A 14,821-nucleotide genomic window follows, 5' to 3' on the forward strand; every position below is an offset into this window, starting at 1 on the left:
GATTTTATTAATTTTAGTACAATTAGTTCAAATTTAAAGAAATGACCAGTGATTTTCACCACTGGTCACCACTATATAAATATTAAATTACTTATATTCTTTTGCCTTTTCTTCTCCATTTAGCACTCTTAATCCACCTTGAGCTAATGCTAACATTTCATCTTCTCCTGGATAAATAACAAGTGGTGCTATGAAACCAATTTTCTTTTCAATTTCTGCAGTTATATATTTACTGTAAGCTATTCCACCAGTTAATATAATTGCATCAACTTTTCCTTCTAATACAGCTGCACATTTTCCTATTTCTTTAGCCATTTGATAAATGAATGCATCTAATATTAATTTGAATTTTTCGTCTCCTTCTGCAGCCTTAGTTTCAACGTCTCTAAAATCATTTGTTCCAAGGTAAGCAACAGCTCCACCTTTTCCGTTTATTTTCTTTATCATTTCTTCTAAAGTAAATTTACCTGAGTAACAAAGTCTTACTAAATCTCCAATTGGAACTCCGCCTGTTCTTTCAGGTGAAAATGGACCTTCTCCATCTAATGCATTGTTAACATCTATTATTCTTCCGCCTTTGTGTGCACCGACAGATGCTCCACCACCCATGTGTCCTACTATAACATTTACATCTAAATAAGATTTTCCATTTTCTTTTGCATATCTTCTAGCTACTGCTTTTTGATTTAATGCATGGAATATACTCTTTCTTTCTACTTCAGGCATACCTGAAATTCTTGCTACATCCTGAAGCTCATCAACAACAACAGGATCTACAATAAATGCTGGTATTCCTAATGATTTTCCTATTTCATTAGCTATAATTCCACCAAGGTTTGAAGCATGCTGTCCTCTTACGCTTACTCTTAAATCTTCAAGCATAGTTTCATTTACAGCATATGTACCACCTTCTACAGGTTTTAAAAGTCCACCTCTACCTACTATTGCACTTAAAGTCTTTATGTCAAATCCTTTTTCTTTTAATACATTAAGTATTACATCTTGTCTAAAATGAAACTGATCATAAATAGTAGCATATTTTCCTATTTCTTCAGCTGAATGTCTTAAAGTTTCTTCTAAAACTAAGTTCTCATCATCAAATACAGCAATTTTTGTTGATGTGGAACCTGGGTTAATTATTAATAATTTATGTGACATTTTATTCCCTCCATTTATTTTAAAATATTATTTGTTTTTCTTCATATTTCCAGCAACTAATGCTGCTAAAGCTATTGAATACATTTTTGTTTCATGGCTATCATTTCTTGAAGTTAGAACCACTGGAGCTGCTGTACCTACTAATAGGCAACCATTTTTAGAATCAGTTGTATATGTTAATGTTTTATACATTATATTTCCGGCTTGAATATTGGGAAGTAATAATATATCAGCCTTTCCTGCTACTTCTCCTGTTACTTTCTTATGATGTGCAGCTTCTTCTGATAAAGCATTGTCTATTGCAAAAGGTCCATCAACTACACAGCCTTTTATCTGTCCTCTATCACTCATTTTAGCAAGTATTGAAGCTTCTAAAGTTTCTGGCATATTAGGATTTACAACTTCAACTGCGCATACTGCTGCTACTTTTGGACATTCTATTCCTATAGCATGAGCTACTGTTGCTGCATTGTTTATCATATCAACCTTATCCTTAAGTTCTGGATACATGTTAAATGCAACATCTGTTAAGAAAAGTAATCTATCAAATTTTTCTGTTTCAAAAACAGCAACATGAGACATTAATTTACCTGTTCTTAATCCTACTTCTTTGTTTAGCACTGCTCTTAGGAAATTTGCTGTATCAACTAATCCCTTCATAACCATATCAGCTTTACCAGTTGATACAAGTTCTACTGCTTTTAATGAAGCTTTTTTCATATCTGCTTCATGTACTATTTCAAATTGGCTTACATCCATTTCTATTTCTTTTGCAATTGCTTCTATCTCTTCCTTATTACCAACAAGTATTGCATCAGCTATACCATTTTTCTTCGCATCTCTAACTGCTTCTAATACTGGTTTATCCTGCGCTACTGCTACTGCTACTTTTTTAGTTTCCTGACTCTTAACTTTCACTAAGATTTCATCAAAACTTTTAATCATTAGAACACACCTCTTCTTAAATATTATTTTATATTTTGTCAAAGTTTTAACTAATAAAAACGAATATATGTCATCTATTCTATTTTAACAAAGATTTGTCGTAAATTACAAGTTTTCAGAATATTAAGTTACCCTTATTAAAATGGTGCCCAATTTTTCATAATAGCTTCTGCTACTTTTAATCCATCAACAGCAGCAGACATTATTCCTCCAGCATATCCTGCTCCTTCTCCAGCTGGATATAAACCCTCTAATGATATACTCTGTAATTTTTCATTTCTAACTATTCTAATAGGAGCTGAAGTTCTAGTTTCTATTCCTGTAAGAACTGCATTGTCATCTCCAAACCCTTTTATTTTTTTATCAAAATTTATTAAACCTTCCTTTAACGAATCCGTTACATAATCGGGAAGGCAATCTCTTAAATCTCTAAAAACATATCCCGGCTTATAGGTTGGTTCTATATTGCCTATTCTTTTACTTATTCTATCTTTCAAAAAGTCTCCTAGTAATTGTACTGGAGTAGAATAATTCCCTCCCCCTAGTTTATAGGCTAAGCTTTCATAATGTCTTTGAAATTCCATACCAGCTAAAGGAGAGTTACTTCCAAAATCTTTTGGAGTTACAGATACAACTATAGCTGAATTAGAGTTCTTCCCTTCTCTTTTATGGTAGCTCATTCCATTGATTACTAACCTTTCTTCTTCTGAAGCTGCCGCTACTACATAACCACCTGGACACATACAAAAACTATATACCCCTCTATTACCTTTAGAATTATATGTTAATCTATAATCTGCTGCTCTAAGTCTTGCATGTCCTGCATATTTACCATATTGATTTTCATCTATCATGCTTTGTAAATGTTCAATTCTAACTCCAATAGCAAAGGGCTTTGCCTCGATAAATATATTTTTATCAAATATCATTTCATAAGTATCTCTAGCACTATGCCCTATAGCTAAAACCAATGCTTCACATGGAATTTCCTTTTCATTTACAACTATAGATTTTATTTTATTATCCTTTAATACAATATCCTGAAGCTTACTATTAAAATGTACCTCTCCACCTAGCTCTATTATTTTATTTCTAATATTTTTTACTACTTCTTTTAATATATCCGTACCTATATGAGGCTTTCCCATATATAAAATTTCTTCTGGGGCTCCAGCTTTAACAAATTCCCCTAATACAAAATCACACCTAGAATCTTTTATTCTCGTGGTTAACTTTCCATCTGAAAACGTGCCTGCTCCACCTTCTCCAAATTGTACATTTGATTCTTTATTAAAATTTTCATTATTCCAAAAGTCATCTACACTCTTACTTCTCTCTTCTACTTTTTCACCACGTTCTATTATTATAGGATTATATCCTTTCTGCGCCATTAAAAGACCGGCAAACATTCCCGCCGGTCCCATTCCAACTATTACTGGTCTACTATTTAACTTTTTATTTCCAAAATTAAATTCTTCGTTATAATTAACTTCTTCTATTTTTACATCCTTATCCCTAGCTCTTGATACTACTTTAGATTCATTATCACAAGTTACCTCTACAGCATAATTAAACTTTATAGAATCTTTTTTTCTAGCATCAACAGATTCTTTTAATATCTTAAAACTTTTTATTGAATTTGTAGATACTTTTAATTTTTTAGCAACCTTTTCTTTTAAAGTTTTCATATCCTCTTCTATATCTAATATTACATTATTTATCCTTATTGGCATTTTCATCCTCCACTATTATCTTCTTTTTTATATTAACCGTAATGTTCTCAGGAGATATAGATATTATTTTAATGCTCTCTGGTAATGATATTTTTACTTGCAGACTGTGTTGACCTTCTTTTAAGTCTTTTAAATCTATATAACATTCTATATCCTCTGGCTTTAGATTATTTATTTCCTCTTGTAATGCTGATACAGTTAAAGTAACCTGTTCTTTATCTAAACTTATACTATAATTTTTATCTTCATTTATTGTTTTTACTGTTAAAGGAATTTCCTTATTTATTATATAATTAGAAGCTATTTTAATCTTTACATATCCATTATTATTAACTAAGGTTACTCCTTTAGGCACTATGAGTTTTGATGTAATCTCTTCTCCTTTTACATTTTCTAAGTTTATAACTTCCGTATCTAAAGAATTTATATTATTTATTATATTTTCTTCCCCTGTTATATCTACTTTTTCGGGTAATGCAGTAATTTTATCCAAAACTCTATTATCATTTAATTTTCCCGTAGTTTTCACATTTATACTAACAGTTTTAGCTTTTTTTATAGGAACTCTTACTTCAGTAGATATAGGATGAACCTTTACATCCTTTATTATATTTCCATTAACATCTACTGCCTGTACAGGTAATGTTATGTTTAAGTCTCTATACATATTACTTATATCGCACTTTACTTGTGCCTTGTGTATCTGATTTATAAATCTTCCTGCTCCTTTTACTGTTACATCAGTTATATTTGCGCTAGGTTTGGTAGAATAATATCCCTCTTTAGGATTACCTACAGTATATACATTTAATGGTACAGTCTTTTCAATTAAATCGTCCAATGTTATATTTACAAATAAATTATCACTATTCACTATTGTTATATTTTCTGGACTTTTTTGTATTTGAACTGGTACATTATTTTCTCCCTTTTTCATTTTCAGTACATATGCATCTAAATCTGCTACAATCTTAAATTGCTCTTCCTTTATAGAGTAGATATCATTCAATGTACATTTTAATGTTAGAGTAACATAAGGTTTCTGATCTGGAACTAATGTTAATTTGGATTGTTCAATTCCTTCTGAATTTACTATGGTAACAGGGATATTTTTCTTATATGTTCCAATAGGCTTTAATACACTAGTTATATACAACCACAAACCAAAGGATGCAATAACACAACATATTTTTACTATTATTTGTTGCCTCTTGTACTTCTTATCCACGTTACCACCTTCTCCCTAAAATTAAGTTTTTTGTCTTTACTTATCTTTATAATTCTAATAAGTATATCTCTTAAACTGTCCTTATCATAATTTCTAGTAATACTTCCATTTACGGCTAAAGATATAATTCCAGTTTCTTCAGATACTACTATTATAATGGCATCTGAATTTTCTGATAATCCTATAGCAGCTCTGTGTCTTGTTCCAAGTGATTTATTTAAATCATTATTTGCGGTTAAAGGTAAAAAACATCCTGAAGATATTATTCTATCATTTCTTATTATAGTGGCTCCATCATGTAATGGAGTATTTACCACAAAGATATTCTCAAGTAAAGAAGCTGATACTATAGCATCTAATTTAGTTCCAGTATTTACAGTTTCTCCAAGTCCAGTAAGTCGTTCAATAACTATAAGTGCTCCGGTCTTGGATTTGGATAAATTTTCAACTGCATTTACAATCTCATTTATAACTCTCTCCATAGTTTCTTCATCTTCTAATATATGTTTATCATTAAAAGCACTTCTTCCTATGTGTTCTAGTGCCCTACGAATTTCAGGTTGAAATATGATTATAAATGAAAGTAATCCTATAGTAATTGTATTACTCAATATCCAATATACCATTTCCAAATGGAAAAGTTTGCTTATGGGAATAAATATAATTATAAATATGATTCCTTTTAATAATTGTTCTGCTCTAGTTTCTTTTATCAACATATAACTTTTATAAAAAATATAAGATACTACTAATATATCCAATATAGCTGATGGACTAATATTTTGTACTGAATCTATAATAACATTAACAAATTCCATAGATTCACCCCCTTTAATGAATTATATACATTATATATTAACAATTATACACTATCTTTATATATTTATATAATGCAATTAATTAATTTTATAAAATATTAATAAAAGATTTATTAAAGGAATTTTATGGATATAAAAAGAATATTATAGCTACAAGGGGGATTGCATTATGAAAGATAAAAAAAACACGAAAATCGCTTATATTTCTTTGGTTTCTGTTTTAATTATAGGTCTGATATTTATATCTAGTTACTATTTATTTATTAATACTACAGATAGAGAATATATAAAAAGTATAAAATCCAGCATAAAAAATATTAATGGAATAAATAACAGCACAATTAATTATATTAAAGGTCAGAGCATAGATGTAGAAAAGTGTAAAAAAGAACTTCCCAATAAAATTAATTCTTTAGTAAAATATAAAAATAAACTTACTTCCTTAACACCGCCAGAAAAGTACATGAAATCTCATGGATACTTAATAAATGGACTAAATAACAATATACATATATATGAACAAATGCTGTCTATTCTTAATAATCCTATAAGCAAAGATATAAATAAATCTTCTGAGTCTTTAAAAAAGTATAAAAACGAATGTATGCACTATTATTCATTGTTTACTATAAATAATAATAAGATTACTTTAAGTGAAAATTCTCTAAAATATATAAATAATTGTAACTATTACATAGATGAACTAGTTACTTTAACAAAAGATATGGAAATCAAAAATAGTCAATATATAGATTATATAAATGATATAGATGACATAATAAGTTGTTTTATAGAAATAAAAATTGATTTTTCTTCTTATAGGGATAAAATCAAAAATAAATCCATATCCTATGAAAGTACTCTTAAAAATATTGATAATATCAAAAATGAATTTGAAGAAATAAAAAATAAATTTTCAAAAGTATCAGTACCTCCAAAAGGAATTACATCCTATAAATTATTATCTAAAACCTTTGACAGTTATAATTCCTATATAAAAAATTTTAGATATGCATTAAGCACTGAAGCTGCTCAAATGTTTAATAATAATAATAAAGTAGATTCTCTTTATGTGGAACCAGATTTAAATTATAAAATTATGAACTCAAATTATAATGAATTTATAAAAGAATATTCTTCCTTCAAACAATCTAATAATAAATAATATATGTATTTTTTTAAAAGTTCCGGGAATAATATCATTAAACCTAAGTTTTAATAAAGCGCGGGGGAACCAATATATTGGGGTGAATCGTTTATGTTCGTAGGCTAACCTTTGCCGAACCCGTCAGCTAACCCCGTCGGTAAAAGGAGAGGATATTTCAAATGAAAAAAAATCTTTTTGCAGCACTATTTGCTACAACAATATTATTATGTCCATATAATTATGCAAAAGCAGGTGCAGCTTATGATACAGATTCTGATCTGTTCAATAATAAAGGAACAGATACAGTTCAAGTATTAAGTCATGCAAAAGGCAAAGTGTATATAACACCAAAAGATGTAGAATTGATGGCTAAAGTTGTTTACGCTGAAAGCTGTGGTGAGCCTTACGAAGGTAAAGTAGCTGTTGCTTCTGTAATATTAAATAGAGCTAAAGATCCTTCATTTCCAAAATCCATTGAAGGAGTTATAAAGCAACCTAGAGCTTTTTCTTGTGTAAGAAATGGAGAAATAAGAGTAAAACCAGATGAAAGTAGCTATAATGCAGTAGTTGAAGCTTTAAAAGGAAAAGATCCTACTAATAGTGCTCTATTTTTTTATAATCCACAAATCGCTACTTCTAAATGGATGAAAAATATTGGAAAGAAAAACTTAAAACCTATAGGTAATCATGTATTTTTTATAGCTAATTAAAATGTTATTGTTTAAATATATGGGCCTTCTATAGTTATTATAGGAGGCCCTTTTAATATTTATTATTTTTTAGAATCTAAATAAGATACTGCATTTAAAGCAGCTACTTGCCCTTCTCCTGCTGACTTTATATATTGATAAGGTTTTCCTATACAATCTCCCGCAGCAAAGCATCCTTCTATATTTGTTTTCATATTTCTATCCACTTTTATATGCCCATTCTCCATCTCCAATCCTGGAACAAGTTGAGCTGGAGAAACACTATCTTTTAAAACAAAAACTCCATCTGTACTTATTACTTTATCCTTTAATAGTAATTTACTTACTAAATTTTCTCCTTGTATTTCTACCGGTTTATCTTCAACTATTTCAATATTTTCTTTTAAACCATAACTATTCCTATACATTGGAATATAATATACTTTTGAAGCTAGTTCACTTACAAAGTTTGCTTCTTCTTCCGCTTCCTTATTATATCCTATTATAGTGACAACCTTTCCCTTATATAAAGGAGCATCACAGGTAGCACAATATCCTACTCCTCTTCCTAGAAATTCTTCTTCTCCTTTAATTGGTTTATTATATTCCATACCTGTTGCTATAATTACTGATTTAGTATCATATGATTTTTCATTTACCATTAATGAAAAATAATCTCCCATTGCATAAACAGCATTTATTTTTTCCTGAACTATATTGATTCCCATAGCTTCTATATGTTTTTCAAACTGATTTTTCAATTCCTGTCCAGATACATCATAAAATCCCAAATAGTTATTGATCTTGGGAGCTTTAATTAATTTATAACTTAATTCCTTATTACCAAAAACTATTATATTTTTATTTCTTATCTTTGCATTTATAGCAGCAGATAATCCAGCAGGTCCACTTCCTATTATAGCTATATCATATATCATACTCATTTTTTACACCTCTTTTAAGCTTATATAAAATAAGTTAACACTATAGAGTGTTAACTTATTACTTCATATTAATTAAATATGTTTTTCTATAGCAGATTTTAAAGCCTGTTTTGGTCTAAAGCCCACTAAAGTTTCAACAACTTTTCCACCTTTAAATACCATTACTGTAGGTATACTTGCTACTCTATATTGACTTGATGCCATTGGGTTTTCATCTACATTTACTTTAACAAATTCCGCTTTATCTTTAAGTTCTTGAGCTATCTCATCTATAACTGGTCCAAGCATCTTACAAGGTCCGCACCATGAAGCCCAAAAATCAACTATTGTTGTTTTACTAGAATCTAATACTTCCTGTTTGAAAACAGAATCATTTATTTCTTTTACCATATCAATATCCCTCCATATTTTATACCCTACCCAGGTATATTTGTTAATATAATTTTATAATATAAATTATATTAAGTCAATAGTTTTTAATAATAATTATTATTTGTATAGTATTTCTTGTATCTTTGAATTGTTATAAATAGATTGAGGAAACTTAGATGATAGTTTTTTTCCATAAGTCTTTCCTTTGTTTATATCTATATTTTTATACAAAAGGCATAAATTATACAAAACAATTTCTTCATAATCTCCATTTTCAAAATTACTATCATAAATAGTATAATATTTTATGGCCTTATCTATGTCTCCTATTTTTTCATATATGGTAGATAAAAGATATATAGCATGAGGATAATACCATGTTCCTTTACCATAATTATATGCTCTTTCTAAATATGTCTTTGCAGCATTATGGTTTTCTTTCTCCAAAAGTTCATATCCTTTATTATAAAAATATTCTCCTCCTTCTAGATCTAAAAGTTCTTTTCCTTTTCCCAGTAAAGATTTGTCGTTTATATTTAATTCCTTACTATTCCATTTTATTAAATAATCATATAATTTGTTAAAGTCTTTTTGGTCTAAACTTTTTTTAATTTCATTGTAAGGAAATTTTTCTTCTTCAATTTTTTGCTCTTGTTCTTTTATAACTTTCTTATTTTCTTCAGAATTTTTTTTATTAGTATTATTACTATTTAAAGTTGCATCTTTCTTATTAATTGTAGCTTTATATTTACTAGTTAAAGCATTTATATTTATTTTATTATACTTTATTAGAAGACTTATATTAATTATTAAGAAAATAAGAACTACTCCTATAGTCATATAAGGATTAAAATTCATTTCTTTTTTTGATATACCATACTTTTTTAAATTCTTTTTATTTTCTAATGCAACTTTATTTTTATTATCTACTTTCAATACTTTATTTATATGTTCTTGGCTTTTTTTATAGTCACCTTTTTTTACGTAACATATAGCTAAATAATTATTTACATTTATATAATTAAAGTGACTTTTTTCACATTCATTCAATAAGGTCAATGCTTCATTTATTTTTAGTTCCTTTATTAAGGGTATTGCCATACTGTATAACTTTAATAATCTTTTATCCTCTTTAGTATCTTTCAAATATTTTTCCGAAACTTGATCTTTATTTAAATGACAATTCATTTTCCATAGCTTTCTGCAACCATCTAAATCCCCTTTAATATAATATAATAAACCTTTTAAATTTATGGCAGCAGCATTATTTATATTTATAGATATACTTCTTTCACATAACTCTATACCTTTATCTATAAATCCATTATTATATTGTTCTAGTGCTTTATTATAAAATTTTAAAGACTTGTCCATACTAATCTCCCTTATATTTCTTTTGTTATAACATAAATTATACCTCCTTCATGTAAATTTGGCTATTTACTTTTACTATATTTATATTAAATTACGAAAAATTAAAATAAGGGCTTTTGCCCTTATTTATCAAATATAACTTTAAAATTATCTATTTTTACTGTTTCTTCATGAGATTTAATTAAATTTTCATCTTCATACACATTTATAAATAATTTTAATGTTACATTTTTGTCTTTATTAATTTTTTCTAATTTCATTATTTCTTTTTTCGTATCTTTAGTATCATATACCATATAATTTTTAATGGCATCTAAATCTAATAGATATAAGTTTCCACCTTTAGTAACAGTTCCATATGCTCTTCCAATTATAATTAAAATATTTTCATTATCCAACCATTCTACATATTTAGGTGTAAACTGCTTTTTCATATTTGTAAGACTAAATTGCCATAGCTCATTTTTATCTTTATCTTTCAGTATTATGGTTCCCATACCCTCCTCTACTGCATTTTCACCTTTTCCTTCTATACATACACTATATTTATTATTAGGAGAATACTTCCATGAAGTATTGAATGAAGGTTCTACTTCTATTTTTGTTTTTGTGAACTGATAATTTTTATCCAAGAACACTGTAGGTTCTTCAACTTTCATTTCTTTTTTATCAATTTTCTCATTCTCTTTTGATTCATAATTATTTTTCTTTTTTAAAGCTACATCTACATTTTTATTTTTAGATATATTTGTAGTATGAATTCTATTCATTAATAAAGGAGTATATACTAATAATAAAGTTGCCAAAGCTGTACAAAATACATATGTGATTTTATATTTTCTTAAATGATAATAAAACTTTTTTATAGGACTTTTACTATATCTATTTCTATCTATACTCTTCATTATTTCAGATCTTGAACTTTTAAAATCAACATTATCAATTTTTAATGCTTCTCTAAGCATTTCATCAATGCTTTTCTCTTCATCATAAATTTTTCTACATGCTTCGCAATTATCCATATGTTCTTGCATTGCCTTTTTTAAGTCATTGGATATACTGCCTTCTATAAAATCATTTAATTTTTTTATAAATGTATTGCAGTTCATATCCTACACCTCTCTTTATTCTTTGAACTATATTCTTTAAACTTTTCCCTTGTTTTATAATATCTTCTCTTAACAGATGACTCATTCATATTTAATATTTCAGCTATATCATGGAAAGTCAATTTTTCTTTAGAATATCTTAATGCTATAATCTGTTTATCTATACAATCTAAACTGTTTATAAATTTTTCTATGTTTTTTTTAGTTTCCTTAAATTCTATAGATTGTTCTGGACTTACCTCATTTGAAATTAAATCTTTTATATCTTCTATATTTGCTTCATATACTCTCTTATATTTCCTCATATAATCAATACATTTATTTTTAGCTATTTGAAAAATCCAATTGGAAAATTTATATTCTTTTTTATATAAATATAATTTGTTATATAAAGTTATAAATACTTCTTGAGTTATATCTTCAGATGTTTCTTTATTTTTTATGATATTATATACGAATTTCAATATGGGAAGTTCATATTTATTAACAATTATGTTAAAGCTATCTATACTTCCATTTAAAACTTCTTGTACAAGTTTCAAGTCATCATCATACACTACCTAATCCCCCTTGTATTAAATATTTATATATTTGATTAAAATTATTTCATATATTAATACGAAACTTAAATTTATAAGTTCACAAATTAAAACAGAGTATATAGTTGTATTTATTTCCTATATACCCTGTTTTAATTTATTCTATTTTTTCATGTATTCTTCCACTAAACTAAAAAATACGGTTAAAGCCAATAAATCTGCACTTCCACCAGGACTTATTCTTCTTTTACTAAAATCTTCATCTAGCTTTTCTACTTCTTTTTTACCTTCTTTAGTTCTCATTCCACCCAATTTTAAAATGTACCTTGCTTTTTCTTGCATCTCTTTTAGCGTTTCTAGTGAATGTCTATGTAATATATTAGAATCTTCTGAGTACTGCATTATTCCTAACAAAGTTTGTATTAGTCTATCGTTTTTGTTTAAATCACTATTTTCTTTATAGAAATTTAAAGTAAAATCAAATATTATAGGTAACCCTTTTCCAACTTCTCCTCTTATTCCTTCAACATTATACAACAAAAATAATTTTTCTCCATAAGACAAATTTTTATATTTGCACATTTCTTCTACAGATCCATAATCTTTTATATAATTTCTTAATGAGTGAAGCTCTCTTTCTACTATGTCATTACACATATCCTTTATTATATTCTGTATATCTTTAAATTCTTTATTATCATGTATAGCCTTACCCACTGCAACACAGGAAATTCCCATTAAAAATAACATACCTTTATGTGTATTTACTCCCTGTGTTTTACTAAACATACTTTTCTCACCTGCTATACCTATAGAACGTACTTCTTTTAATATTTCCTTTGGAAAATTATTTGAGAACCCTGCTTGAACACATAAAATTAAATACTTAATTAACGCACAACTGCTATCTATGAAAGTATAATGATCCATGTCTTTATGTGCACCTGTAGATACAACTGAAACTAGTCCTGGAGATGGAAAACAAGACACTTCATAAAGCATACCTTGCAGAGCAAAACTACTTATATCAAAAGATATATCATTTATATTGTAATTTTTTATCATATAATCTCTCCAAACTATATATTATTCTTTATTATATACTCATTATATTTATTTTCCACAAATTTTACTACATCTTCAATATGATGCTTTTTTGCTCTCACACAATTTTGTGCTTTATCTTCACATAAAAAACATTTTCTACTAGAAAGACCTAAAGAAGTTCTACTTATACCATTTCCTAATTCATCATACACATCTATGTCAACACATCTGCCTAACATGTGATTTTCTTCTACATCTACAGTTTTTCTTTTTATTTCCTCGGCAATATTTTTTATAACTAGAGTAAATACAGGCCCTTCTGCAGTATATTTATAGTTTTCATATACAATATACTCTTTAAATTTATTCTTTAATTCATTTTTTATTACTTCAGCTACTTTTCTTGTCAAATCATTATCTTTATTGATTCCTGGATAATTCACCCTCATAGAAATTAAAGGTAATTTATACTTATTCACTATTTCCTGCTGATAATTTACTCTCTCTTCTTTTGCTAATAATAAATCTTCTATTGTGTATCTATTCATATTAGTGTGGAGAATTACTTATTTTAATTTTCTCCATAATCTCCTTTCCTTTTTCTGTGTTTAAAAAATCCCATGTAACTTTAGGAACTACATTCTTTACTTGTTCTAAATCATCTGCCTTAATTAGTTCTCTAACTTTAGATGCACTTATGAAACTTTCATTATATTCTTTTCTCTTTATTTGGATTAACTCCAGTCCATGCTGAGGTAATACTTCTGTTAAAGTTTCATTATACGCGTTAGTTACCTTACAATAAGGTTCTTCTCCTACAAATCTCTTTTTTATATTAAACTTATTTCCAAAGTATTTTCCAAATATACCTGCATCAATTTCTGCATAAGCTTTTAATCTTACATCTTCCTGTCTTATAAAATATGTTGGAAAAGTTGCAGAAGAAATTATATACTCTCCCCCTGGTACAACCTTTACATTAGCTAAATCCTTTGTTCCTTCTTTTACTAATTTATATCTTTCTTCAAATGGAAATAATGATTTATCTTCTTGAACTATAAAAACTATTATCTCTTTACACTGCTTTGATGCCTGTTCTATAAGATATCTATGTCCTTGTGTAAAGGGATTACAATTCATAACCAATGCACCCTTTTCAGTATTTGAATTTATTTCATATTCTTTGCCCATTTTGTCTAAGGCTTTATTTATATCATAAATTCCATATTCTAAAAAAACAGCATCTTTTGCTTCATAGATAGGTTTAAAATTTAAAGAAGTAAATACTTTAATTTTATCTGGTTTAGTAAATATAAAACTATGATACATTCCCTCTTCAAATAATTTATCTACTAATGCAGATATTAATGTGGAAGTAACATTTTCTCCTCTTAAGTCATCTGATACTGCAAAACATTTAAATATATTTTTTGCTTTAGAACAAGTTGCCTTTATATTTTCATCGACTTCTATAACTAAAGTATAATCCACATCATCATCTAACTTTAATTTAAAACTTTCTAAAAATTCATGTACTTTTAGTCTTTCTTCTTCATTTTTTAAATTAACTGTTTTTAATTGTAAACCGTACATACATTTAACACCCACTTTTTTATTATTATCTACAATTTATATGATTAAATATTATTATACCCTATAATATTTAATTAAAAAAGCATACTAGATATTAGTTTATTTACTACTTCGTATAAAAATAT

The 14,821-nt window shown here is 27.3% G+C and carries 15 protein-coding genes and 1 riboswitch; of the genes, 2 read left to right on the forward strand and 13 right to left on the reverse strand.

Annotated features, from left to right (window positions below; all coding sequences use genetic code 11):
* Window positions 1–87: 87 nt before the first annotated feature.
* From buk to cdaA, 5 genes are all read right to left on the reverse strand, one after another.
* Window positions 88–1,158: a butyrate kinase gene (buk, locus tag J2Z24_RS06625; RefSeq protein WP_035147567.1), complete on the reverse strand. Its 1,071-nt coding sequence runs from the start codon at window positions 1,156–1,158 to the stop codon at window positions 88–90.
* Window positions 1,159–1,185: 27 nt separating this feature from the next.
* Window positions 1,186–2,103, reverse strand: a complete 918-nt coding sequence (gene ptb / locus J2Z24_RS06630) for a phosphate butyryltransferase (RefSeq protein WP_035147564.1) — start codon at window positions 2,101–2,103, stop codon at window positions 1,186–1,188.
* 137 nt (window positions 2,104–2,240) lie between these two features.
* Window positions 2,241–3,836 carry an NAD(P)/FAD-dependent oxidoreductase gene (locus J2Z24_RS06635; protein ID WP_035147563.1) on the reverse strand — a complete coding sequence of 532 codons (1,596 nt, stop codon included), beginning with the start codon at window positions 3,834–3,836 and terminating at the stop codon, window positions 2,241–2,243.
* Window positions 3,817–5,064 carry a CdaR family protein gene (locus tag J2Z24_RS06640; protein WP_035147561.1) on the reverse strand — a complete coding sequence of 416 codons (1,248 nt, stop codon included), beginning with the start codon at window positions 5,062–5,064 and terminating at the stop codon, window positions 3,817–3,819. The genes J2Z24_RS06635 and J2Z24_RS06640 overlap by 20 nt, the downstream gene beginning before the upstream one ends.
* Window positions 5,034–5,882, reverse strand: coding sequence for a diadenylate cyclase CdaA (gene cdaA / locus J2Z24_RS06645; protein ID WP_035147559.1), 849 nt, complete (start codon window positions 5,880–5,882; stop codon window positions 5,034–5,036). Before cdaA ends, J2Z24_RS06640 begins: the two co-directional genes overlap by 31 nt.
* Window positions 5,883–6,051: 169 nt before the next feature.
* Between cdaA and J2Z24_RS06650 the strand changes: the two genes are divergently transcribed.
* Window positions 6,052–7,047: a hypothetical protein gene (locus tag J2Z24_RS06650; protein WP_035147557.1), complete on the forward strand. Its 996-nt coding sequence runs from the start codon at window positions 6,052–6,054 to the stop codon at window positions 7,045–7,047.
* A gap of 30 nt (window positions 7,048–7,077) precedes the next feature.
* A riboswitch (cyclic di-AMP (ydaO/yuaA leader) is annotated at window positions 7,078–7,203 on the forward strand.
* A 5-nt stretch (window positions 7,204–7,208) separates the two neighbouring features.
* Window positions 7,209–7,739, forward strand: a complete 531-nt coding sequence (locus tag J2Z24_RS06655) for a cell wall hydrolase (protein WP_035147555.1) — start codon at window positions 7,209–7,211, stop codon at window positions 7,737–7,739.
* Window positions 7,740–7,801: 62 nt separating this feature from the next.
* Here J2Z24_RS06655 and J2Z24_RS06660 read toward each other — a convergent pair whose 3' ends face one another.
* The 8 genes from J2Z24_RS06660 to citC all read right to left on the reverse strand — a co-directional run bounded on the left by J2Z24_RS06660 (window position 7,802) and on the right by citC (window position 14,696).
* Window positions 7,802–8,662: an NAD(P)/FAD-dependent oxidoreductase gene (locus J2Z24_RS06660; protein WP_035147553.1), complete on the reverse strand. Its 861-nt coding sequence runs from the start codon at window positions 8,660–8,662 to the stop codon at window positions 7,802–7,804.
* 72 nt (window positions 8,663–8,734) lie between these two features.
* A complete protein-coding gene (gene trxA / locus J2Z24_RS06665) occupies window positions 8,735–9,052 on the reverse strand; it encodes a thioredoxin (RefSeq protein ID WP_035147551.1) in 318 nt (105 codons plus the stop codon).
* Between the two features lie 99 nt (window positions 9,053–9,151).
* Window positions 9,152–10,408, reverse strand: a complete 1,257-nt coding sequence (locus J2Z24_RS06670) for a hypothetical protein (protein ID WP_035147550.1) — start codon at window positions 10,406–10,408, stop codon at window positions 9,152–9,154.
* Window positions 10,409–10,530: 122 nt separating this feature from the next.
* Window positions 10,531–11,517: a DUF4652 domain-containing protein gene (locus J2Z24_RS06675; RefSeq protein WP_051593221.1), complete on the reverse strand. Its 987-nt coding sequence runs from the start codon at window positions 11,515–11,517 to the stop codon at window positions 10,531–10,533.
* A complete protein-coding gene (locus tag J2Z24_RS06680) occupies window positions 11,514–12,074 on the reverse strand; it encodes an RNA polymerase sigma factor (protein ID WP_035147548.1) in 561 nt (186 codons plus the stop codon). Before J2Z24_RS06680 ends, J2Z24_RS06675 begins: the two co-directional genes overlap by 4 nt.
* Before the next feature lie 144 nt (window positions 12,075–12,218).
* Window positions 12,219–13,121: a triphosphoribosyl-dephospho-CoA synthase CitG gene (gene citG / locus J2Z24_RS06685; protein WP_035147546.1), complete on the reverse strand. Its 903-nt coding sequence runs from the start codon at window positions 13,119–13,121 to the stop codon at window positions 12,219–12,221.
* Window positions 13,122–13,135: 14 nt separating this feature from the next.
* Window positions 13,136–13,651: a citrate lyase holo-[acyl-carrier protein] synthase gene (citX, locus tag J2Z24_RS06690; protein WP_035147544.1), complete on the reverse strand. Its 516-nt coding sequence runs from the start codon at window positions 13,649–13,651 to the stop codon at window positions 13,136–13,138.
* A 1-nt stretch (window position 13,652) separates the two neighbouring features.
* A complete protein-coding gene (gene citC, locus J2Z24_RS06695) occupies window positions 13,653–14,696 on the reverse strand; it encodes a [citrate (pro-3S)-lyase] ligase (protein ID WP_035147542.1) in 1,044 nt (347 codons plus the stop codon).
* Between the last annotated feature and the right edge of the window lie 125 nt (window positions 14,697–14,821).

The organism is Clostridium tetanomorphum, assembly GCF_017873215.1.
Classification (GTDB): Bacteria; Bacillota; Clostridia; order Clostridiales; family Clostridiaceae; genus Clostridium_AO; species Clostridium_AO tetanomorphum.

What these genes read in the sequence shown, in the direction of transcription:
- J2Z24_RS06675 (WP_051593221.1), bottom strand. Translation starts at nt 11,517, where the DNA reads ATGAACTGCAATACATTTATAAAAAAATTAAATGATTTTATAGAAGGC.
- citC (WP_035147542.1), bottom strand. Translation starts at nt 14,696, where the DNA reads ATGTACGGTTTACAATTAAAAACAGTTAATTTAAAAAATGAAGAAGAA.
- ptb (WP_035147564.1), bottom strand. Translation starts at nt 2,103, where the DNA reads ATGATTAAAAGTTTTGATGAAATCTTAGTGAAAGTTAAGAGTCAGGAA.
- trxA (WP_035147551.1), bottom strand. Translation starts at nt 9,052, where the DNA reads ATGGTAAAAGAAATAAATGATTCTGTTTTCAAACAGGAAGTATTAGAT.
- J2Z24_RS06655 (WP_035147555.1), top strand. Translation starts at nt 7,209, where the DNA reads ATGAAAAAAAATCTTTTTGCAGCACTATTTGCTACAACAATATTATTA.
- buk (WP_035147567.1), bottom strand. Translation starts at nt 1,158, where the DNA reads ATGTCACATAAATTATTAATAATTAACCCAGGTTCCACATCAACAAAA.
- J2Z24_RS06635 (WP_035147563.1), bottom strand. Translation starts at nt 3,836, where the DNA reads ATGCCAATAAGGATAAATAATGTAATATTAGATATAGAAGAGGATATG.
- citG (WP_035147546.1), bottom strand. Translation starts at nt 13,121, where the DNA reads ATGATAAAAAATTACAATATAAATGATATATCTTTTGATATAAGTAGT.
- J2Z24_RS06660 (WP_035147553.1), bottom strand. Translation starts at nt 8,662, where the DNA reads ATGAGTATGATATATGATATAGCTATAATAGGAAGTGGACCTGCTGGA.
- J2Z24_RS06650 (WP_035147557.1), top strand. Translation starts at nt 6,052, where the DNA reads ATGAAAGATAAAAAAAACACGAAAATCGCTTATATTTCTTTGGTTTCT.
- citX (WP_035147544.1), bottom strand. Translation starts at nt 13,651, where the DNA reads ATGAATAGATACACAATAGAAGATTTATTATTAGCAAAAGAAGAGAGA.
- J2Z24_RS06670 (WP_035147550.1), bottom strand. Translation starts at nt 10,408, where the DNA reads ATGGACAAGTCTTTAAAATTTTATAATAAAGCACTAGAACAATATAAT.
- cdaA (WP_035147559.1), bottom strand. Translation starts at nt 5,882, where the DNA reads ATGGAATTTGTTAATGTTATTATAGATTCAGTACAAAATATTAGTCCA.